This is a genomic window from Geobacter sp. DSM 9736 (assembly GCF_900187405.1).
Classification (GTDB): Bacteria; Desulfobacterota; Desulfuromonadia; order Geobacterales; family Geobacteraceae; genus DSM-9736.
Genome location: NZ_LT896716.1, coordinates 2,209,585 through 2,231,927 on the forward strand (window position 1 = coordinate 2,209,585; position 22,343 = coordinate 2,231,927).

The 22,343-nt window shown below is 55.0% G+C and carries 21 protein-coding genes; all 21 read right to left on the reverse strand.

Annotated features, from left to right (window positions below; translation table 11 throughout):
• Positions 1-27 precede the first annotated feature (27 nt).
• Positions 28-1,155: a glycosyltransferase family 1 protein gene (locus CFB04_RS10055; RefSeq protein WP_088535146.1), complete on the reverse strand. Its 1,128-nt coding sequence runs from the start codon at positions 1,153-1,155 to the stop codon at positions 28-30.
• The gene (locus CFB04_RS10060; protein WP_157698771.1) at positions 1,155-1,970 is read right to left on the reverse strand and encodes a glycosyltransferase family 2 protein; all 816 of its coding nucleotides are present in this window, start codon (positions 1,968-1,970) and stop codon (positions 1,155-1,157) included. Before CFB04_RS10060 ends, CFB04_RS10055 begins: the two co-directional genes overlap by 1 nt.
• Position 1,971: 1 nt before the next feature.
• The gene (locus CFB04_RS10065; protein WP_088535148.1) at positions 1,972-3,120 is read right to left on the reverse strand and encodes a glycosyltransferase family 1 protein; all 1,149 of its coding nucleotides are present in this window, start codon (positions 3,118-3,120) and stop codon (positions 1,972-1,974) included.
• Positions 3,117-4,115, reverse strand: coding sequence for a GDP-mannose 4,6-dehydratase (locus CFB04_RS10070; RefSeq protein WP_088535149.1), 999 nt, complete (start codon positions 4,113-4,115; stop codon positions 3,117-3,119). The genes CFB04_RS10065 and CFB04_RS10070 overlap by 4 nt, the downstream gene beginning before the upstream one ends.
• Positions 4,112-4,912 carry a class I SAM-dependent methyltransferase gene (locus CFB04_RS10075; RefSeq protein ID WP_088535150.1) on the reverse strand — a complete coding sequence of 267 codons (801 nt, stop codon included), beginning with the start codon at positions 4,910-4,912 and terminating at the stop codon, positions 4,112-4,114. The genes CFB04_RS10070 and CFB04_RS10075 overlap by 4 nt, the downstream gene beginning before the upstream one ends.
• Positions 4,909-6,078, reverse strand: coding sequence for a glycosyltransferase (locus tag CFB04_RS10080; RefSeq protein ID WP_088535151.1), 1,170 nt, complete (start codon positions 6,076-6,078; stop codon positions 4,909-4,911). The genes CFB04_RS10075 and CFB04_RS10080 overlap by 4 nt, the downstream gene beginning before the upstream one ends.
• An 18-nt stretch (positions 6,079-6,096) precedes the next feature.
• On the reverse strand, positions 6,097-6,711 hold the full coding sequence (locus tag CFB04_RS10085; protein WP_157698772.1) for a class I SAM-dependent methyltransferase: 615 nt from the start codon (positions 6,709-6,711) through the stop codon (positions 6,097-6,099).
• A 14-nt stretch (positions 6,712-6,725) separates the two neighbouring features.
• Positions 6,726-7,571 (reverse strand): glycosyltransferase family A protein, encoded by an 846-nt coding sequence (locus CFB04_RS10090; RefSeq protein ID WP_088535153.1) that lies wholly within the window; start codon positions 7,569-7,571, stop codon positions 6,726-6,728.
• Positions 7,572-7,611: 40 nt separating this feature from the next.
• Positions 7,612-8,946, reverse strand: coding sequence for a flippase (locus CFB04_RS10095; RefSeq protein ID WP_088535154.1), 1,335 nt, complete (start codon positions 8,944-8,946; stop codon positions 7,612-7,614).
• Entirely contained in the window at positions 8,943-9,548 is a 606-nt protein-coding gene (locus CFB04_RS10100; RefSeq protein WP_088535155.1) for a winged helix-turn-helix transcriptional regulator, read from the reverse strand. The genes CFB04_RS10095 and CFB04_RS10100 overlap by 4 nt, the downstream gene beginning before the upstream one ends.
• Before the next feature lie 123 nt (positions 9,549-9,671).
• Positions 9,672-10,781, reverse strand: a complete 1,110-nt coding sequence (locus CFB04_RS10105; protein ID WP_088535156.1) for a DUF2304 family protein — start codon at positions 10,779-10,781, stop codon at positions 9,672-9,674.
• A gap of 119 nt (positions 10,782-10,900) precedes the next feature.
• Positions 10,901-11,683, reverse strand: a complete 783-nt coding sequence (locus CFB04_RS10110; protein WP_231934150.1) for a glycosyltransferase family 2 protein — start codon at positions 11,681-11,683, stop codon at positions 10,901-10,903.
• Positions 11,684-11,704: 21 nt separating this feature from the next.
• Positions 11,705-12,850 (reverse strand): glycosyltransferase family 2 protein, encoded by a 1,146-nt coding sequence (locus tag CFB04_RS10115; RefSeq protein WP_088535158.1) that lies wholly within the window; start codon positions 12,848-12,850, stop codon positions 11,705-11,707.
• Positions 12,847-14,097, reverse strand: a complete 1,251-nt coding sequence (locus CFB04_RS10120) for a glycosyltransferase family 4 protein (RefSeq protein ID WP_088535159.1) — start codon at positions 14,095-14,097, stop codon at positions 12,847-12,849. Before CFB04_RS10120 ends, CFB04_RS10115 begins: the two co-directional genes overlap by 4 nt.
• The gene (locus tag CFB04_RS10125; protein ID WP_088535160.1) at positions 14,072-15,277 is read right to left on the reverse strand and encodes a glycosyltransferase; all 1,206 of its coding nucleotides are present in this window, start codon (positions 15,275-15,277) and stop codon (positions 14,072-14,074) included. Before CFB04_RS10125 ends, CFB04_RS10120 begins: the two co-directional genes overlap by 26 nt.
• Positions 15,274-16,188, reverse strand: coding sequence for a glycosyltransferase (locus CFB04_RS10130; RefSeq protein ID WP_088535161.1), 915 nt, complete (start codon positions 16,186-16,188; stop codon positions 15,274-15,276). The genes CFB04_RS10125 and CFB04_RS10130 overlap by 4 nt, the downstream gene beginning before the upstream one ends.
• A 7-nt stretch (positions 16,189-16,195) precedes the next feature.
• Entirely contained in the window at positions 16,196-17,614 is a 1,419-nt protein-coding gene (locus CFB04_RS10135) for a glycoside hydrolase family 99-like domain-containing protein (protein WP_088535162.1), read from the reverse strand.
• 11 nt (positions 17,615-17,625) lie between these two features.
• Positions 17,626-19,158: a glycosyltransferase family 9 protein gene (locus CFB04_RS10140; protein WP_088535163.1), complete on the reverse strand. Its 1,533-nt coding sequence runs from the start codon at positions 19,156-19,158 to the stop codon at positions 17,626-17,628.
• Complete coding sequence (locus tag CFB04_RS10145) at positions 19,155-20,294, reverse strand: glycosyltransferase family 4 protein (protein WP_088535164.1); 1,140 nt, start codon at positions 20,292-20,294, stop codon at positions 19,155-19,157. Before CFB04_RS10145 ends, CFB04_RS10140 begins: the two co-directional genes overlap by 4 nt.
• Positions 20,284-21,420 carry a glycoside hydrolase family 99-like domain-containing protein gene (locus tag CFB04_RS10150; RefSeq protein WP_088535165.1) on the reverse strand — a complete coding sequence of 379 codons (1,137 nt, stop codon included), beginning with the start codon at positions 21,418-21,420 and terminating at the stop codon, positions 20,284-20,286. Before CFB04_RS10150 ends, CFB04_RS10145 begins: the two co-directional genes overlap by 11 nt.
• A 10-nt stretch (positions 21,421-21,430) precedes the next feature.
• Positions 21,431-22,342 carry a glycosyltransferase family 2 protein gene (locus tag CFB04_RS10155; RefSeq protein WP_157698773.1) on the reverse strand — a complete coding sequence of 304 codons (912 nt, stop codon included), beginning with the start codon at positions 22,340-22,342 and terminating at the stop codon, positions 21,431-21,433.
• Position 22,343: the final 1 nt, after the last annotated feature.

A 22,343-nucleotide genomic window follows, 5' to 3' on the forward strand; every position in this document is an offset into this window, starting at 1 on the left:
TAACTGCAGATTGTCGAAACCTGAACACTACTTACCCCGTAGCTTCGCATCCTCCGCCACCTGCCGGTACAGAGAGAGGGTCCGCTGTGCCGCAGCGTCCCATGAAAACAGACGCGCCCGCTCCACCCCCCGCTCCCGCATCCGGGATGCCGTGCCCGCGTCGGTCAGCACTCTGCGGATAGCCAACGCCACCCCTTCCACATCAGTCGGAGGCAGCGCGATTCCCGCATCCCCGACAACTTCCGGTAGGGAAGTAGTGTCGGAAGTGATCACCGGCACTCCGCACGCCATGGCTTCGAGAGGAGGAAGACCGAAGCCCTCGAAGAGGGAGATGTAGACGAAGACGTTCGCACCACGGTAAATGTGGGGCAGGTCCTCGTCGGGTATGAACCCGGTGAAGACAATCTCCTCCTCCAGGCCAAGTTCGGTGATTCTGGCAAAGAGACGATCGTAGAGCCACCCCTTGCGCCCGACGATAACGAGCTTTTCCCTGACCTCCCCTTCCTTCCGGAGGCGAGCGAATGCTTCGATGAGCGTATCCAGGTTCTTGCGCGGCTGGATCGTCCCCACGTAAAGGATATACTTATCGGGCAGGTGGTAACGTTGCCGCACTGCAGCGCCATCCTCCGCAGCACCACCGTCCATGGCGGGGTCGAAGCCGAGCATTACCGCCTCGATCTTCCCGGCCGGGACCCCGAAATCCTCCATGATCTCCCGACGGGCGTGTTCCGAGTCGGTGATGATGAAGTCGCTCCGCCTGGCTGCAATCGGGATCTGCAACCGCCAGTAAACCCGGGCGGCGAACTTCTCCGTCTCCGGATGTTTGAGAGGGATCAGGTCGTGGAGCGTCACCACCACCGGGCAGGGGGAGAAAAGCGGAATCGCGCTCTTTGGGCAGTGGAGAATGTCGACCCGATGGCGGCGACAAGCAAGGGGGAGCAGAACGTGCTCCCGGAAAAGACGCGATAGCGGTTTCTTTCCGGGCAGGACCTCCTCGATAGCACCACTGAAGCGGCCGAGGTGCGCCGGGTCGTTGTAGAATACGACGTACTCGTTCTCCCTATCGAGGCGCAGGAGCGCATCAAGAAGTCCGAGAACGTAGGTTCGCGGCCCCCCCTGGGTGGAAATCGTGGAAGCGTCGATGGCAATGCGCACTACTGCTCCTTATGGCTCCCCTGCTTCCGGACCTTGTTGAACCGGGGATGGAGACGTATGAGGGAGTGGATTCCGAGCTTTCTCAGCATGTTTTTGGTGCCGACCATGACAGCGCGGTACATGAACCAGAAAGCGGCCTGTGCCCTGGGATAGCCGTACCGCCTCGTTACCCGGTAAAACTCCCGCAGGACCTGCCAAGTCCGAGCGTCGCTTTCGCCGCCGTAGCGCATGGCGGCAAGAGGCAGCTCGACATAATAGAACCTGCAGCCTTCGATGTAAAGCCGCAGGATGAGGTCGTAGTCCATGGTGACCCGCAGATCCGTGTCGAAGAGGCCAGCGGTTTCGTATCCCCTGCGGGTCACGAAAGTGGCCGGATGGTTCACCGGCATCTCCCTCCATATGTTCGGGCCTACGGGCGTAGGCTTCAGGAGGAAGAGCGGTACGTCATTCTCCATCCTTATCATGTCCCCGTGGAAGACATCGCACTCCGGATGCGCCTCCCGAGCCAGGGCCACGGCCTTAAAGGCGCCCGGGCAGTAGGTGTCGTCGGAGTTGATGATCCCGATGATCTCGCCGCAGGCCATGCGGATCCCCTTGTTGAAGGCGTCCGAAATCCCATCGTCGGCTTCCGAGATCCAGCGAATCCGCCCATCCCGTGCGGCGTTTTCCGCAATGATACTGAGGGTGCCGTCCGTCGATCCCCCATCGACGATTATATACTCGAAAGAAGGGAAGTCCTGCCCGAGGACGCTGTCGATGGTCTCCTGCAGGTAGCGGCTGCTGTTCCAGGTCACTGTGATGATGGAGAACTTCATTTCACCCCACCGCCTCACGATAGACCTGGAGGGTCTTTTGTGCAGTTTCTTCCCACGTGAAGAGCTTCGCCCGCTGTAGCCCCAGGGCGGCCATATCCCGGCGCAGGCCGTCATCTGCCCAGACGCGGCCTACCTTCTCCGCAATGTCCTCCACCGAATAGGGATCGAACAGAACGCCCGCCTCCCCCGCCACTTCGGGGAGGGAGGTGGCACGGGCACAAACGACGGGACAGCCGCAAGCCATGGCTTCCACAAGAGGAATTCCGAACCCCTCGAAGAGTGAGGGGAAGACGAGCGCCCGGGCCAGGTTGTAAAGTAGGGGGAGGTCCACGGCGGGAACGTAGCCGAGGAGCTGAATCTCCCCGGCCAGACCCTGGCGATCGATCTCCCGCAGGACCTCTCCGTGGGACTGCATCGCAATTCCCGTCAGAAGGAGCCTTCCGTCGAAACCCTGCTCCTTCAGCAGGCGCAGTGCGGCAAGTAGCCTTCCGTGGTTCTTGTGAGGCCATGTGGCTGCCGGATAAAAGAGGAAGGGGCGATCCAGTCCATACCGCCGCCGCACCTCCTCCAGCGCCGGCTCATCCTCTATCACCCGATACACCGGTCCGTAGCCGGTATGGATGACGTGGATTTTCCCCTCCTCGATCCCGTACCGCTCCACGAGGCAGTCTTTGGTAAACGAGGCACTGACGATGATGCGTGTTGCTTCGCGGGCGGACGCAGGATATATTCTGCGCCGCTTGCGCAGTTCCACCTGATTGAAAAATTCGGGGAAAAACTCGTGCTGCATGTCCCAGAAGGTGAGAACGGAAGGGGTGCGGATGCCGGGAGGGGTTAACACGGTAAAGGGATGATGAATCACATCCAGATCAAGCGACTTCATCTCCCTAACAAGGATGTCCACGTTGACCGTGTTCCGCAAAAGCCCCCGCAGAAACCAGTTGAGAGAGGGTTTGCCGTAGTTGATCGCCCTGGTTCCCCACCTGTCGTTGTGGAGCGGGATCTCCCCGGCGACCCGCCGGTCGCACAGGATGGTGTAATCGTTCTCGCAATCGATCTGCTGGAGACGGTCGAGCAGGTTGCGGAGATATGTCTCCATCCCCCCCATCGCACCGGGAGCGAACGTAATTGCGCTAAGACCTATCTTCACCCGGCGGCTCCGGCAGACTTCTCGCGGTCGCGGTAGAGTGCGAGTTCGGCCTCCACCATTGTTTTGAGCAGCGTCTGGAAATCGATGGTGCGGGACCAACCGAGCCGCTGGATGATCCTTGACGGGTTGCCGCACAGGGGAACCTTCTCCGCCGGGCGAAAGAGCTTCGGATCCGTATGCACGTACTGGCGGTAGTCGAGCCCGAGAAAGGAGAAGACGTGGGAAACGAATTCCCGGACCGTGTGTGTCTTCCCGGTGGCAACAACGTAATCGTCGGGTGATTCCCCCTGAAGCATGAGCCACATGGCGTTCACGTAGTCGGGGGCATATCCCCAGTCGCGGGAGGCGTCGAGATTGCCGAGGGTTAGGGATTCCAGAAGCCCGAGCTTGATCTTTACCGCCGAGGAGACGATCTTCCTGGTGACGAATTCGTAGCCGCGGCGGGGGGACTCGTGGTTGTAGAGGATCCCGGAGCAGGCGAACATCCCGTACTGCTCACGGTAGTTCTTCACCAGGTGGTAACTGGCCACTTTTGATATCCCGTAGATGGAGCGGGGATTGAAGGGAGTGCTTTCATCCTGGGGCGCCGAGGAGACTGTGCCGAACATCTCGCTCGTCCCGGCAAAGTAGACGCGGCATTCAGGAGCAAACTCCTTGATGGCCGCAAGGAGATAGTGAGTGCTGTCAACGTTGTTGTTGATTATGGAAATCTCGTCCTCGAAGGAATAGCTTACGAAGCTGGAAGCTGCCAGGTGGTAGCACTCGTCCGGAACAAGATCCTTTATCACCTTTATCATGGAAAGGACGTTGTCCAGGGATGCCACATGGAGGTGGACCTTGTCCAGGATGTGGCGCAGGTTTTTCAGCTTGTGCTCGGTGTCCTCTATGGCGATCCGGCGCACGATGCCGTGGACTTCGTACCCCTTGGCGAGGAGGAGATCGGCGAGGTACGAACCGTCCTGCCCTGCAATGCCGGTAATAAGCGCTTTTTTCATAGGTTCGTTCCTTTCTGGGAATGCCCCGTAACCCGCAGGTAGTCGTCCGGCACCAGGCAGGTCCGGCGGAAGAAGGGTGCCAGGAAGATAGCCGACTTGTACGTGGTGGCGAGCCGGAAGAGAATCGGGGAGATCTTCCGCTCAGTCAGAAGGTGCCGCCGCTTTCCGTCTGAGTAGAGGCGCAGGCCAAGCCGGCGCGCCAGGGCAGTCAACGACTGTTTCGTATAGAACGACACATGCTGCCCGTGATCGAGGCCGTAGTACCACCAGTCGCCGGGAGCCGGCGGAGGGTCCGGGACCAGTTCGGTCGTAAAGAAGATCGAGCGGGAGAAACGGAGCATCTGTTCGACCTCCGCGACCGGGTCCACGAGGTGCTCAAACAGCTCCATGGCGGTCACCAGCTCGAAACCGCCGCTGTCTCCGTTGGCTTCAAAGCCTTCGGCGAACAGGTTCTCGCAGTGGCGGTCGTAGCGGTAGAAGTCGAAACCCCGGTCCCGCATCATCCGCACGAAGAGTCCGTACCCTCCCCCGTAGTCCACGAACCGGCCATCCCCCCGGAAGGAGGTACCGATAAGCGCCTGGATAATTGGAATGCGTCGCATGTTGCGCTGCACGAGCCCCACGTCAGCCTTGGTGATGGCCTGACTGTAGGCTTCATCGAGCCAGTAGGGTTTCTCGGTGCTGATGAACCCGCAGGCCCCGCAGCGATTGAAGGCGACGTTGTGCTTCCCGAGAATGGTGGCCCGGAAAATCTCCGCGACAGTCCCTCCGCCACAGATTGTACATCCTGCGCTCATGCCCCTGCCCCTCGTACCAGCGCCGCCAAGGCATCTTCCAGAGTGCGCGAGTAACCCTCGCGGGTAAATGATCCGGCCGCGAAGGCACCGGTCGCCTCCATCATCTCTCTCCTGTCGCCGTCGGAAAGCGCAGCCATCGAAAGCACCGCCTCCTCGATTTCCTCCACCGAACAGGTATCCAGTACACGTCCCACACCGGCCGGCAGCGTGATGCCGCAGTTCGCGCTGAGGATCGGGATCATGCCGTGCTGCATGCATGTGATGGCGGAGGTGGACATTCCCTCGCTGCAGGAAGGGCTGATAAAGAAACCGGTCCGGGCAGCGATCTGCCTGAACTTCTTTCCCGCAGGGTAGAGAAAGCCGTGGCTGCGGATATTCGGAAGCTCCGTCAGTTCCCTCCGGTACGAGCTGACGAAATCATCCTCTTTCAGGTACGGACCCACTACGTGGAGGGTAAGATCCCGATGCCGTGCGAAGACCTCCAGGACGAGATCCAGTCCCTTGTGCACGGCTCCCTGGCCGTTGAACCAGAGAAATTCCCGTCCATTGCCCCGCAGGTCCGGTGCGGAGAGAGAGGGCAGATAGGAGCCGGTGGCGCAGATGCACCGCATCTTTCTCCGGATATGCTCGGGGAAAGTTCCCGCAGTCGTCTCGTTCCCCACCAGCAGGATCAGGTCCGCACGCTCCAGGTTTGCGTTGAATGTCCGGATTTCTTCCTCGCCTATCTTTCGCCGGGGCTTAAGGGATGCCCCCCGCCGCCTCGCCACGGCGTCAAGCCGCTCCTGCTCGGCGCGATTTGAAAAAGAGGGATTGCTCCCGGTAACGTAGAATACAGCACTGCTTCGGGGCGCGGAATAGCGGGAAAGGTTCCCGTGAATGTCGAACACGATGTCGTAGACAGCCGGTGGAACGAAGGAAGCGTCGCGCCAGTTGAGCAGGTCAACCCGGTAACCGAGCCGGTTGAAGGTGGCCACCACCTCTGCGCTCTCCCAGACGTTGGAGTGCCCCTTGAAGAAAGCCGGGTCTCCCACCAGCGGCAGCGGCATGTAGCTGACGAGGGCCGAGCCCCGTGAAGGAGCGCACTTGTTCCGGTAAAGGCCCATGACCCGTCGGGGGCGGAACCGGTCCGCCATCACTTGCAGCTTGTAAATCATCTCTATGACCATAAAAGCCGTGTCTTCGCCTCAGCGGATGCTTAGCTTGAAAATGAACTGGACCGCCAGCAGGCCACACATGAGCGGCCCGCACAACCGCGGGAATCGGGAGATGTACCTGCGCTCCTCGATGACGAACCCGCAACGATCTATCATCTCCCGGGCGCTCGCATCGGTAAAGAAACGAAGGTGGGTCCGGTCCATGATCCCGGTGTCCCGGTACTCGAACCTCCCGAAGAGAAGCCGTAATCGGAGGCTGTAATTCGCTATGTTCGGCAAGGACAGTATCACCTTTCCCGAAGGAGCCAGCAGATCTCTCGACTGCGAAAGGAGACGGTATGGGTTTTTGAGATGTTCGAGAACATCCCCGAAGATGATCAGGTCGTACCGCTCCGGCCCGTGAGGGAGCGGCTCGTTGTCCAGGTCCATGCATCGGAACCAGTCAAGTCTGTCGGCTGCAAGCTTTCCTGCCTCCGGTGAAGCGTCCACTCCATGAACGACCGCTTTCGGATTTATTTTTCGGATGGCAGCCCCGAGGGCTCCGGCTCCGCAACCGATATCGAGGACCCGCTCCTCTCCCTCGTAAAGTTCGAGGATTTTGGGATTGGCATTCTCATATACCTTGAGTCCTTCAAAATCTTGCACGGCTCCATTCTCCATCAGCTGTTCCGCCTCGCATCCACACTGCTGTCGCTCCGCCAGAAGGAAAAGGGAACCTGCAGGCTCATCCCAACAGGGAAGAGCGCATTTATCCGCAGCTGAAAGTCACGGTCACTGAAGGGCACCAACCGCCTCCTCCTGTCAGGCTCATATCCACCAGCCGCCTGCCAGGCTGATTTCAGAAACGTGCTGCCGGAATGAGTCATGTTAAGGTCGTTGTAACGCCGATAAGAAAGAACCTCTTCCGGGTTCTTGACTATAAGTTCCATGCGGGCAGGATCCTGATATTCAGATATGAGCAGCCGGTCTCCAACGGCAGCGAAATCGGTAAAATGGATACTGTGCCCACCAATGAGAAAGACATCCTGATAACGGCCAAACAGCTTGAACATGACCTCCACAGCGTCGAGCATAAGATAGTCATCGTCATTAAGAATCATTATTACTTCGGATGAAGCCGCTTCTATTCCCAGATTGAGGGATTCGGCCTGTCCGCGGTTGTGCGGATTGCGTAGTATCGTGCACGCAATGCCGTTTGCTGCAAACGCTGGCGCCAACGCTGCGAGGATTTCCCCTGTAGCGTCGGGAGAATGGTCCTCGACAAATACAACCTCGTCCGGGGGCCGGGTCTGCTTCAGCAGGCTTTCCGCAGCCTGTTCCAGATACTGCGCATGCCCGTAACAGGGAACGACGACGGCAAGGGATTTGACATCACCCTTTCCCCGCTGCGGCAACCCTCGCCCCTGCATCGCATCGAGGTAGTTACGAATTTTCTTTTCCGGAATATCCGCACTGCGGATGAAGCTCCTGAGCAGGCGGTACAGAAAAAGCTTGAGCGAATACATTGAAAATACCTTGAGTTAATAGCTGCATCAGCAGCGCAGGTCATATCTCTCTCAGTGCCTTTAAGAAAAAGAGCCCCTTCACCTGAAGATAAAATATCTCTCTGGTCCGGGGGTGAATCAGGTTCAGAATCACTGAAGAGAAAGCCTGCGAAATCACCGTGGCTACCGCCGCACCCATGACGCCGTATGCCGGAATGAGGATTATGTTCAGGGCGACGTTGATAATGGCGCCGAAAGCCATCCTGAAAAGCGCAAGCCGCGTCAGGTTCTCCGCAAGATCCCACGGACTCTGGGCAACGCCGTAAAAGACAAAGAGAGAAGCCCAGATATGTACGGCCAGGACCGGTCCGGCGGCAGCATATTGCTCCCCGAACAGCGGAACCACGACCAATGAGGCGAGAAAGGTCATCGGCACCGCAATGGAGAAAGAAAGAGCAGCCATGAAGCTGAACAGGCGCTGCATCCGTCTATAGTAGAGGCTCTCATCCTTTTCCCTCGCACGAATCACTGAGGGGAAAATGGAGGAAACGATCGCCATCGGAATGAAATACCATACCTCGGACATTTTCGTGGCTGCGGAGTAAATGCCGACTGCCTGGTCCCCCGCCATCTTGCCGAGCATCACCAGGTCGATCTTCATGTACACAGCGATCGAGAGGCCGCTGAGGATCAGTGGCCAGCTGTCGGCCAGGAGTGATCTGCATCGGGCGCCCCTTACCAGCCATTCGCGGATTCTCCCTCCATTTCTCCGGTAGAAGAATACAAGCCCCGCCGCCGCCAGTACGAGCTCCAGAAGTGCGGCCCAAGCGAAAAAGATGAGGGGCGCGCCCCTGAGAATCAGGATTGCCTTCAGAAACGCCGCGATGATGAACGCCCCGTTTTTCGCCATAACGGTGTACTTCGACAACACCCGGGACTGGAACCAGAAATCTATCACATCGAGCGTCTGAAACAGCGTACCGATGGAGATGATCATCACCATCAGCCGGGGAAGCTCTTCCCCTTGCCGCAGCAGCGAAATGATTCCTGCCGCGGAAACGATCGTGACAAGGCTTCCCGCGAGCCGCAGGAAGATTGCGGAACCGAGTATTTCCCGCCTATCGTCCGGATGGCGGACCAGCTCGCGCACCACTATCCCGTCAAGCCCGAGGGTTGAAAATGCCGCAAAAAGGGCGACAAACGCGGTGGCGAAATTCAGAAGCCCAAATTGCGACGGCCCCAGGTAGCGCGCCACCCACACACTTACCAGCAGCCCTATCCCCATCCGGATGATACGGTCGGCAAAAAGCCAGCCGGTATTGGCAATTATCCCCTGCAGGGCCTGCCGACCCTCAAGCTTCCTGCGGATGAACTCCGGAAGCGGCCACCTGTTCATGCAGCCCCGATGGAGTGCAGTGCGTCATCGGACACCCCCAGATCCAGGAGCCGTTTTCTGAGCATCTCACCCTTCTTTACCGATGTAATGACGATCCGGTAGTGCCCGGCAAGAAGCCCTTTGGCGACAGTGACAACAGGCCGACCGAAGAAATTATCCCCGGCCCGTTCGTCATCCATCGCGAACAGAAGCTCTATCCCCGTCCCTTGCAGCGACAGATATGCTATCTCCGCCACCTCATCCACTCCGCAAAACACAATCTTTTCGACTCCTTTAGCCTGAAGCGAGCGGAAAAGCTTCACGTAGTCCTGCCGCGCAGTCGTGTAGAGGTTGGTGAAATAGCTCAGGTGCTGGTACGCCAGCCGGCTTTTCTCCGTCACCCCTTGTGGAGTGAGCAGGTAGCCGTAACGATTCTTAGGGAAATTCTTCACCCGGATGTAGCCCTTGGCGACAAGGTTTTTTATATAGGAATTGACGAGGCCGAGGGCGATACCGAGCCGCCGCGAAAGCTCCCGTTGGGAAAGGGGCTCCTCCTTGGCGATCTCCGCCAGAAGTAGGAACGAGCGGTAAGTATCCAGGATTTTTTCGTCGTTGCTGTTCATGCGGTGAACAATACAGCAAGATTGGGGGAGAGGCAAATGTTTTTCGGAGTTACCGGATGCGGGGGTAGGTGAAGCAGTCGGGACAAAACTTCACCCTGCACACTTCAAAAGGAAGCACCCTCTTCAAATCTGCCCCGGGCTGCCCGCGGAACGCAGGGGCCTGCGGAGAGAAGTCATGAAGATGGCAAGAATCACCTTCATCATGTAGTAGAGGCCGGTGATGCCGGCGATGGAGGAGTCGCCGCCGGTTCGCTCGCGCATTATGGTAGACGCCTCGGCTATGCGGAAGCCGTTCTTGCCTAGAAGTATAACGGCTTCAGGCTCCGGGTAGTCCACCGGGTAATATCGCGCAAGGAACTCTATGGTTTCGCGGTCGTAGGCACGAAAGCCTGACGTGTTGTCGGTTATGCGCTGGCCTATGAGCAGGGAGTTCAAGACCTGGAAGAGCCGAATGCCGATGCGGCGCACGAAGGTGGAGCGAAACCCCTCCCTCCCCCCGAGGAAGCGGGAACCGATAGCCATGCTGGCTCCCCCGTCGATGAGGAGGTCGAGGAGCTTGCGGATTTCCTCCGCCCGGTGCTGCCCATCACCGTCAAATTGAATTGCGATCTGATACGCATTTCGAAGTGCATACTTGAAGCCGGTCTGGACAGCGCCCCCGATCCCGAGGTTCGTCGGAAGATCCACAACGAGGGCCTCTCCGGTAGAGCGTGCAGCCTCCCCAGTGTTGTCCGCTGAACCGTCATTGATCACGAGGATGTCGAGGTCGGTGCTGATGCTTTTCAGATCATGAATCACCCGGACAATGTTCACTTCCTCGTTATATGCCGGGACTATTACAAGGATGTCGGCCTTTTTTTTCGAAGCCGCATACGGATCGCCCGCGAGCTCGGCCTGCAGACGTCCGAGCCCCAGTTCCTGGATCAGCTCCGCATTCTGCTCCGAAAGCCGGGTGATGACGACGGTGATGTGAATGAGGACCAGGAAGACGAAAGCCGTTATGATGAGCATGAGGATGCTCGGCTTATAGGCAATGCCGAAAAGGCCTCCAAGCCGGTCGATTGCGAAACGGTCGAGAGAAAGGTAGAGGAAGAAAAGGCTCATCATGAACCAGACGATGGAGTATTCTTCCTTCATGCGCCGATGCTTCACGAGCTCGAATATGAACGCGAAGATGCCGAGACTGAAGATGATGGCTACTACCTGGATTTTGTCTATGCCCGCAAAGGCCATACTCGCTCCGGAAGAAACTATCCGCAGGCTTCTGCCTGTGATCGATACATTAAGTCAATTCGGCAGAAAAACAAAAGGATTTATAAAGGAATGCGGTAAAGACAGAAACTCAGGTAGGGTTACGGCTTCATCCAGAGGTAGAGGAGCCGCGTCCGCCAGCTGAAGAGCAGGTGGATGAGGACTGCAAGCCTTCCCAGCATGCCCAATCCGACCGCATAATGCCGCGCTGTTGCATAGGCCGCCGCGAGCTGCTCCCCGGTTCGCCTGCTCCCCTTCGCCTCGCCGTGAACACGAAAGTCCGCCAGGTATTCCGTGAGTACCACAGGGTCGGCGACTCGGGCGAAACGGAACCAGAGGTCGTAGTCCATGTCCAGGTCCTTCGACAGATCGAGTTCTCCGGCGTGTTCCCACATTGAACGGTTCCAGAACACACCCATCTGCGGAATGAAGTCCTCGGTCAGGAGTTTAAGGTAAGAAAAATGGCGGCTGCGCCAGTTCTTGTAGCTGACGATCAGGCTCGACATCGCTCTTCCCCGCTCGTCGATCATCCCAGCCCGGCCATACAGCCACCGGGCTTCCTCATGGTCCAGCAGACGGAACACCCGCGCAAGCGCCCCGGGATGGAGCCGGTCGTCGGAATTGAGCCATCCGAGGACATTACCTCGGGCAAGCGACATACCCCGGTTTACCGCGTCGGATTGACCGCGGTCAGGCTCGAAATGAAGGCGCAGCCGCTCTCCGTATTGCTCCTGCAGTTCCAGCAGCAGCTCCCGGGAGCCGTCGGTGGAACCCGGATCCATCACGAGCAGTTCCACCTCGACATAGCGCTGGTCGAGCACCGAACGTACGGCTTCCTCCACAAAGGGGGCCTGGTTGTATGAGGGCATAACTATGGATATCACTCGGTTCCTTCTTCGGCTTAGTTAGGACTTCACGAGTCGGGTTCCAACAAGAAATGATGAACGCCTTCTCCACACAACACCGTGGCCGAAAGTAGCACGAAAATGCAGCTCGACCTCCGTGGGGTGTTCAAGAAGCCTGTTGTACGGTATGGATACGGTGGCGGCTCCGGCAGGCAGGTCACAAGAGAAAAGCCGTATGCGGTTGGAGTAACACGTCACTGCCTGCATCCCGGCCTCGCGAGGAGTCTCCAGATCGAGCTGTACAAGATCAGCATCCACCCCCAACGGGAACATGAGCTTTGCCCGCTTCCCCAGTGCCCCGTCATCATAAAGGCCCTGGTTATCGAACAGCAACCGCAAAGATTTTTTCGTCATCGAATCCGGCTGACAAAGGCTTTTCCCCTGTTTAAGAAAACGGAGAAACAGAGTAGTGCGCACATGGCCAAACGTAATTCTCGACATAGCAAGAAGATACTTCCTGTTGCCGAAACGGCTTAGAACTCGCTTGATCTCTCTCAGCCGTGCGATGCCACCGTTGCTGGTCTTGGTCTGGCGGTGAAGCCGCGCAGAGGCAAAGGGTTGTGGTATGTACCGGACGGGGAAGCGGCTTCCGAGCCTGATCCACAGGTCCCAGTCCATGCACCAGTTGTAGCTTTCGTCCAGGTAGCCAATTTCTTCCAGGGCACATTTTCGAAAAAAGGTCGTTGGCTGCAAGATGAATGACTCAATCCTCATCAGTTTCCAGAGGTCAAAGGGACGTGCATAGGGAAATCTTGAAAGGAATGTTCCCGCCTCGTCAATGAGATGACCGTCTCCATAAACGAGCATACAGTCCGGGTTCTCGCTGAAAGATGCAACGGCAGTTGATATAGCACCTGGGAGGAGAAGGTCGTCGGCATTGACCCAGCAGACGATTTCGCCACGGGCGAGACGGAAGCCCTTGTTGAGGGCCTCCGTCTGCCCGCGATCCGGCTTGGAAATCAGATGCAGCCGCCCTTCGTACCGTTCGAGGATTGCCAGTGTCTTATCGGTCGAAGCACCATCGACAACTATGTATTCGATACGAGGATAGTCCTGAGCAAGGATGCTTTTTATTGTCTCTTCAATGTACTTACCCTGGTTGAAGGAGGGAGTGATTACGGAAACGAGAGGAAGTTCTTGTGTCATTGGTTGTGAGTCTCAGTGTCTTTCTTAAACGATTGCTCGTAACTTTGACCATGCCCGGACAGGGACAAGATGCTGTCTAGGACTGGCTGGAAACTGTAATTCCAAGAAAAGCGCCGGCTCAGCTCCGGGACAGGACCTAAATACGCCGGCTGGTCCTCAAGTAGTTGAAGGAAACCTTCTATAATCTCGGCCCATTCTGTCTCATCCAAAGAAGGAATCAGCCTGCCGCAGGTGTCATCTACGAATTCAGAGGGCCCTCCACTTTTATGTGCGACTACGGGGGTTCCGCAGGCAATAGCCTCCAGCGGCGCCAGCCCGAAGGGTTCATCTACAGCGCCGTGAAGAAAAAGTCTGGAGCGGCGATACAATGCAGGGAGCATCTCATCAGAAACTCTTCCGTAAAAAATTACATTTTCGGTTATCCCCAGCTTCTCTGCCAGTTGCTCCAGCCGCCCCGCCTCATCCCCGTGCCCGACGATGTGATAGACCATATCAGGCCGCTGCTGAACAAGACGAGCGAAAACCCGCAGCAAAAAATCGACGTTCTTGAATCGCGACAGCGCCGCCACGGTAATAAGGGCATTTTCCCGCTTCGTATTATCAGAGAAATATTGAGAAGCGTCGATACCCGGATATGCAATGCCGGCTACGGCACGGTGATATGTATGCTCGACGCTTCGTGCCGTGAACCTGCTGTTGGCGATGATCGCATCAGAATACCGGCCCAGGCCGATGTCAATGCGGCGAAATATTGGGCGCAAGGATAGCGCCAGCAGCCGCTTCCACCAAGGCTTCAGGGCATCAATCCATTGCCGGGAGTGGATGAAGGCACTTGGCTCGTGACAGATCCAAATAAGTGGCACCTTGCAGCTCCGGCGATAGAGCCACCCCCACCAGTTGCTGGGGAATACCTGCGGAATGAGCAGGTCCGGTTTCCAGTCGTGTATGAGACGTTGGATCTTCTTCTGCCACAACAGGAACGCGCACCAATAGACAAGGCTCGAAGTAAGAGGGCCTTCAGCGGATATTATTTCGACTCCGGATGGTACGGAAATCGCTACCGGGTCCCACCGAAGTGTCACTATCCCCACCGTCGCTCCCCTGGAGATCAGATACTCGGCAAGCCGCAGCGTGTAGTTGAGTGCGCCCCCGGGGAAGACCATGTGGGGGAAGAGTATGAGAAGACGCCGGCCTCCCAGGGGCGTGTCAGGCCCTCCAAGCTCAGGCATCTCGTGCACCTTTGCCATCCACCGTCATGCTGTGCACGAGCCGAAGGACCTCCTCACGATTCATGTCGCTGTCCATGGTAACCAAACGAGGCGTGTAAGCGCCTCCCTGCAGATCCGACAGCGCGCGCAGAACGCATTGTCGAAGCGACTCCTCATCCCCCGCCTGAAAACGCCGGTCCGACGGCAAGTACTCATCGAACGGAGGAATATCCGAAGCCAGCACCATTTTCCCAAAAAGCAGGGCCTCCAAAAGAACCAGCGGCACCCCTTCCAAGTTGCTCGGCATCAGAATGATGTCTGTTGCGGAATAAACCACGGACGGGTTTTCCACCCAGTCTATAAGGACGACACTGCCGTCGGAAACGTGTGGAGCAGCAAGCTGCATCAGCTGCTCGCGGTCGGGTCCCTCACCGACCACAAGCAGCCGTAGGTCTTTACCAAGCAGGCCCGATAGTGCTCTAACCGCCACGTCCTGCCCCTTCCCCTTAAAGTGCAATCTGCCTAGCACTGTGATAATGACCCCCGATGGAGGAAGCCCAAGCTTTTCGCGCGCATCCGTCTTTGGATATTCTGTCAACTGGTCGCCATCTACAAGGTTTCTGAGGACAAAGAGCCTCGTACTGCAAAGGCACTGATCCTCGATCAAGGTCTTCCGATGGGCATCGGCAATAACGACGTGTCCCTGAGGGAGCTTGTAGAGAAGTTTGTTGCACAGGTCGCGCAGTCCGGCAAGAGGAAGATCGGGTATATCGCTGAAAGGGCCCACATACGGAAGGTAGCTCACGGCAGGAATGCCAGCAACTCTCGCAGCGACGAGCCCTTTTATCGAAAGCTCTACATTCCCTTGGACGATAATTGCGAAAGCGGGAGCAAGGCTTTTGAACAGGCGGACGAGAGCCACAAGCTGAGGCAGCTGCCAGAACATCTCCAGGGTTGGCATTCTGCCGGAGGCATACCTGGTCGGGACAAGCGAAAGCCGGTCGGGGTATTTTTCCTGGAGCAGCTTTAACTCCTGCGCCAGCCTTCTGTTCTTTTTGGCAAAGACGAAAACGGCGCTGTACCCGGTGAAGCGGAAAAGCTGTTCGAGCAGGCTCAGGGCCATTTTCTCGTGCCCGCCGAAGACGGTCACGTCGTCATAGAACAGTACCCTGCGTGCTCCAGCACCGTCCCTTGTAGACAGTGTTGCAGGTCCCGTCATAGAAGCGGTCCCCTCACCTTATACTCGCTTAGCATCAGCCTGTACCAGTCAGTATCATCGAGAATAAAATTCAAAGTATTATTGCTGTTATGAATCCGCAGAATCGTCAACACTTTCGAGACAGTGTGAAACCTGTACCCATAGTAAGCCGCCCGCAGCCACAACTCGTGATCCTCGCGGAACCTCATATGTGGCTTATACATGCCGATATCCCCGAAGACAACTTTCCGCATCATGACCGAGCCGTGACATATGCGGTTGTTCCGGAACAGGTCTTTTATGCTGAAGGGTCGGGGGAGAAAGACCTCTGCATCGTAGGCTTCAACACCCTGCCGTGGCACCTCTACCCTGGCCCGCCATCCTCCGTACACTATATCCGCCTGTGTTTCCTGAAGTGCCGATACCGATTCTGCAAGACGTCCCGGCTCTGCGATATCGTCACTATCCTGGAAGGCGACAAACTCACCTCTGGCCTCGCAAATCCCGACATTACGCCCACGTACCGCCGTCCCTGAGTTATCAGAAAAATGAAAGATGCGAACCTGCGGGTGACCTGCGTACTGTTCGACAACGTGCAGTGTCTCAGGGGGGGAGCCGTCGGTGATCAAAAGCAGCTCGAAATAACGGTAGGTTTGTGACAGCACCGAATCAACGGATTCCCGCAATTCAGAAACACGATCGTAAACCGGGATTATCACCGTAACGAGTCCCGGAGTTCCGTGAATCCCCGGGTCAGGCCGTAGCTGCTCTCTGTTTCCCCATGAAGAAAGCTCTTTCCGGATGAGGGGGCGTCTGGGGTCAAAGAGGAAATAGAGGGCTCGCTTGACGACGGCTCCCAATCCGCCATGACGGTACTGATCGATGCAGTCCCGGGTGAGTGTCCTGAGGCTTTGCGCAAGGCTCCTGGTCATTGAGTGATTATCTCTTCTCCAGGGAGCGATCTTTAACCTTGAGGTATGCAAGGTAAAGCTTTTCGATCACTTTTCTCGCCGGTGCCGTGAGCTTCCAGGTAAGCGAACCTTGCAGCTGCGCGATTAACTCATCCCGTTTCCTGACCTGATCATAAATTGAACCTTCAGCCTGAAGATCACCAATCCCCATATTAACCGACTGCACAAAATTCGCGAATGCCCGCAGGTGGAGTGTCGGTTGCTCTACTTGGCCCAAAAGATCAGGCATGGCAGCTTGCAGGTCCTTGTACCACTCCTCATAATCGAAACCAGGTTTTTTTGCTAGCGAACGCAGTTCCGCATACAGCTCTCCCTGCTGCAATGCAAGCTTGGTGGCTTCCAGATACTGAAGTCCGTACTTCTCATCCGGCTCTAAATGGCACCCCTCGCCCCACTCGTTCCAGGCATTGATAAAGACAAGTCGCTCATCCCCCTCATATCGCTCTATCGTGTGTCGCAGCGCCTGGGAAAGCCAATAAGCATATTTAACGGGTGAACTGTTGACGAAGACCGTAGACCTCGTTTTTCGTCTGGCAGTGTTGTCCCAGCATGGAAATACGCCGCGAAACAGCTTGTAGGGAGGAAGAGGCTTCGCCATCATGTTGTTCATGCAAGTCTCGTAATCGTAGACTGACAGATCATCCGGCAGAAGCACGTCCGGTCCGTCGGCTTCCCGTAGATTCCGGATAGGCTGGCCGCGGGATATCCAGTAAGGAGCAAATTCAACCGCTGCATCAAATCCGATTTCGGCGGGCTCGGGTTCGGGACGATCAATAAAATTCTCCACCCGGACAAGGTAAAGGTCCCCAATTCCTGCCCTGTAAGCAGCATCACGCCAGATTTCTGTTGCCGCCTTCGGATCCGGGAGCAGGCCGGTCCGGTAAATCAAGAGCAGAGGCTTTCCCTTGACCCGAATGTACCTAGGATCTCGAAATGCCGGGAAGAGTGCTTCTATAAATCTGAGGCAGTCCTGTTCGCTGTACTTTTGCGCAATCAGAACGTCGTGCTCGAACCCATCCCACCTCCGGGTCCAGTTCTCGTTGGCCCAGCAAAGACAAAATGGAAAATCCGGGTGCCCCGATCGCAACACCTCATCAAAAGGCCTCTCCAGGAGCCTTTTGCCGTTAAACCAATAGTGATAGTAGCAGAACCCGTAGACCCCGTACTGGCGCGCAAGTTCAGCCTGAGCTTCTCGTGCGGCAGGATCGGTGAGATCGTAGTAGTTAGCCTCCAATGGAGAATGAGGCTGGTAATGTCCCGAAAAACGAGGACGAGCAGCCCGAACATTTGTCCATTCGGTAAACCCTTCCCCCCACCACTTGTCATTCTCCGGAATGCGGTGGTATTGGGGGAGGTAAAATGCAATGCTGCGAATATTCGAGGTCATATATTAACGGTCTATGCACAGCACGAGCGCTTCTCTAGCACAGACATCATCTCCTGTAATGCATCAACAACTTTTTCGGGGGAAGCAAACGATTTACAGGTTTTCGTCTTGAAAAGTGGACACACATCAAACCCAAAACACCCCTCGCATCCAAGGTTGTTATTTAGATATTGATATTGATGTGATACTGGTGCATGGGAGTTGGAAGGCTTTGTACTGGAGAAAAGACATAGTGCCGGCACTCCAGCCACATAGGCTGCATAATGTACAGGAAAGGAATCCATACCGACCATGACATGTTGTTCAGATAGAACATACTTGTAACGGGCCAGGCTGGTGTATGGCTCCGTACGAACCTGTTCCCCATAGGTACTTCGCCCTGTCAGCACCGTTACTTGATAACCTTTATGCATTAAACGCTGAATCAACTCCTTTTGGTACTCATCAGGATACACCTTTAACGGCCATCCTCCCTCGAAATGGAGCAAAACGCGTTTAGGGGCATCTGGGCTCTTTGGCTCAAAATGGTTTGTTACCGGGCGGTTTGCGAGTAGCTCGCTATTATTGATTGGACTAGCTCCCAAAGCAAAAGCGAACTGGTCTATGAGATGAAAGTCGCAAATGCGATACTCTCTGGAAGGCCTTAAATAATGGAAGAAATGGCTTACAATGTCCTCTTCGGGTAATAAAGGCAGAACATCGAAGAAGTACTCGTCATCGGGCTTGTTTACGCCGTCCCTAAGCATTGGTGTAGCTGTAAATGAGATTACCTTCCGGTCAGGCGCCAACTCTTCGAAGATATCGCTGTAACAGCTATTTACTACAACGCCCTGCACCGGGCTTTCTGTGTAACCCATTGCTTTGGACAAAAACAGAACATCTCCTGCATGATGCGGCATAAAAACAGCATAAGGCACCTTATCAATTGCGTCATTCCCTTGTTTCCGTACTGTCAGAATAGCACGTTCTGTAATCCATCTGTAAATTTGATGTAGATGCTCTGTAATATTAAAGCCATTATTGCTGCACAGGTTGTTGAACGATAAAGAGGCAATAGTACCTACACTCACTTTAGAACCGCATGCCTTGAGAAATTCAGCATCAAGATGTGCATCCACGCAGGAAAGTAGAGACAACAAACGCGCGGAAGCCAGCGGCGATGCCTCAGGAATACAATAAGCAAGTGGAGTTTTATCTTTATCAGCAGCAATTATGATATTGTTCTTATAATCAAGGCCCAACACGAATTTCTTTACATTCATAATTGTATCGGTGTCAAACATGAAAATGGGGTTGAATAACAAAAGTGGAGCCGGCTCTTCAGCTATCGAAGAGGTCCGCGTATACAACTCTAAAAGGTAGCGGGAAGGAGTAGCAAAGGCTGAATGTGGTATATGTAAAAATGAAAGGTCTTTAGAAGATATGGTAAAACTTGTAACGTCAGCTAGTGATGTGACGTATTTACGCCGAAACAGGCTGAACAACCTGTTAAAGATGTTTGTCGACCTCGGTCCTGCATCGTTATTAAGGATGGAAACCTTCACCTATTTCTCCTGAGTACAGAACTAAGCTCAGCATACACCTGCTGTGAGGAAAAATTTTGACTGGCGTAAGAATAGGCTGCAGCTTCGTATGCCCGTCTCTTCTCAGGGTTACTGACTAAATCCACTACCGCCTCAGCAAATTTATTCCAGTCGTCCTCAATGCGACAGGGAGGCGCTTCCAGACCTTCAACGCTGTTTGATGTTGCCACCACGGCTTTGCCTTTGCATAGTGCTTCTACCGTCTTTATCTTTAGTCCCGTTCCATAAAAAGTAGGGTTTATGACAACGGCAGCCCGTGCATATTCCTCATCAAGGCTCTCTACCCATCCGTAAAGTTTTACTCGGTCATCGGCACAACTGAAGTTGTTGCCGATCTTTCCTATAACTCTGAGTTGTGCAGAGGGGCATAGGGCACGTATACGTGACCAGGCAAAACTGAAAAAGTGATGGAACCCATCGATGTTCGCATTGTTGTCCGATCCGACAAGGAGTATAGACCCGGACTCTACTTCTGAGCTTCTTCTTGTCTCCACGTCATAATCAATGCCCGCAGTTATAACTGTTCTTTCGGGGACCAGACGCGCAAACTCAGCGGCTTCATCCCGTTGAATGGCAATAACGATATCTGCAAGAAGCAGCAGTTCTCGCTCCAACTCCGGTTGGCAGTAATACGGATCTCCCGGGGCTCTCCGTGAATACATGTCGTGAGTGTCTATCAATTTCAAAAAATCGCCTGGAACCGCTGCAAGGCACGGAGCTGCAAAAATATATTCACTTATCACAGCCGCAGGCTTAACGTTATTGACAACTTTTGCGGTTGATTGCATCAGGGATGGTGGTGATAGACGATTTACTATCTGGTGTTTCCATACATTGGATTTTCCGCAAAATCTATCACTTAAAATATCAACAAAAGAACTAGAGGGAAGAGAGTGAACAGCGTCTACAACCTCATGAAGCTTCTGTCGAGCGGCGTATGGAATGTCGACAAGATTAAGAAGGAGTTCGACACGATATCCTTCGCCTCTCAACCACCTGATGAGATTGAACAACCGTCGCTCATTACCGGCTGTGGGGTTTGCGGGATTAATGTGCGAGATTATCAGAACTGTTTCTCGCGAAACATCAGCATCCATTTAAACAAACAACCTCTCTGCACACCTCAAGATACCTTCTGCCGAAACGGAGATCTGGTTCCAGGTAATTTCCCTCAGCCCATTCGTTCCAGGACTTTAGAAAGATCACCTTTTTGTCATAATCCCTACCCTCAAGTTGCCGAACGGCATCGCCCAGATGCCGCTTGAAAAGCTCCGGTGAGGAACCCTCCAGCACATATCCCTTTACGCCACACCTCGGCGTGTTATCCCAGTTTGGCACAACACAGGGAAATGAATCCAGGGCTTGCGGCAACTCCGGAAGAGCCTTACGGATGTATTGTTCATAAGGCATAGCATCTACCCGGGGGAAAAAATGCCGGGTGAGCTCTTTCACCGTTTTACCGGTAAAACGATGAAAAAGTTTGTCAGCAAAAGTCGGAGGGGAATTGAAATAGTAGTGGGTCGTTATCCCCGGGTTGTGGGGCACAAGAGCATCGAACCCCGCTTCCTTTGCCGGCCATTGCATCGAGTTGACGTTGGCGACGAAATAGATACCTTTCAAGCCGGCTTTGATTGCCAGCTTCTGCCAATGATCAATGAATCGCTTCGATTCGGGTAGTCGGTACGGCTTATAGATCAACAACAGCGGCCTTCCATCAACGGTGATGTACCTGGGGTCCGTGAATGCCGGAAGCAGAGCGTTGAAGTGGTCTTCCTCGTCGCGTGGCCCTGGATATGTCTGCTCCATCAGCACCCGGTCAGGGCAGCCGTGCCAGATTCCGGTCCAGCTGTCATTGGCCCATCCGAGACAGAAGGGAAAGTGCGGCTCGCCAGACTTCAGGACCTCGTCCAGAGGACGCTCCAAAAGCCGCTTTCCGTTAAACCAGTAATGCCAGTAGCAGAACCCCTCGATTCCGTAACCCCGGGCCATTTCTGCCTGTGCGATTCTTGCCTCCGGCAGGCGGAGGTCGTAAAAGCCGAGATCCGCGGGAACGTTCGGTTGGCAATGGCCCCTAAAGAGAGGTCTTGCATTAGCTACGTTGGTCCACTCTGTAAATCCCTTGCCCCACCATTCATCGTTTTCAGGAATTGGGTGGAACTGGGGGAGATAGAAAGCTATCAGTCGCGCATTCGCAGTTGCAGCATCAGCAGATCTGTCTATCATATCTCAGGGATTACCTTATCAGTTTCAGGAGCACGTCACAGCATAGCCGCAGCGGCTGAGTGATTTTCCAGCTGAGAGAGCCATGGATTGCAGTAATTTGCTTCCGGAGCTCCTCTCTTTCTTGTTCTCTGGATTTTATCGAGTGATACAGTTCATTCTGGAGATGAATTGTCTCTCTCCTTTTTACTAACAGCTCTGACAGAAATTCTACAAGACAAGCCCTGGCCTCAGATTCACCGCCGTTCCTATGCATAACGAAGATGCTGTCCGCGTAAGACTCTGCTGCCATAGCGGTAGTCTTCGCAGATGCATGGACACGACTCACGGAAAGGTTGTTCCGTATCGTGGTGAAAGAGTATTTTTTGGCAATTCGAAGCCAGAGATCAAAATCCATGGCAAGATGCAGTGCCTCGTCCAAAGGTCCGCAATCACGCCAGGCAGCTTGTGCGAAAAAGCAGGAGGGTTGCATTATATGCTTATGAATGGCTTGAAAAAGCGACTTGAGCGTAAGAGGGTAGGGCTCGAAAAGCATTGAGGTGCCGGTTTCTTCAAAATACATTTCCCCCGCGCCGACTATCGCCCCAGCATCGGGTTGTGCCGCAAAGGACTCTGCCACAGCATTGAGTGCTCCAGGAAGATACCAGTCATCTGAATTTAGCCAGCCGAAGATCTCCCCAGTGGCCCTTTCGAAGCCTTTGTTTAAGGCATGGCTCTGCCCTCTGTCCGGCTCGCTTACCCAATATGCAAGGTGCTTCTCGTATCTTCTGATGATATCTACACTGCCGTCGGTACTCCCGCCATCGATGATGATGTATTCAAGATTGGGATAACCCTGATCCAGAACGGAGAGGATTGTCTTCTCCAGGAATTTTCCCTGGTTGTACGAAGGCGTTACTATGGTAATTTTAGGTAAGCCTGTCACA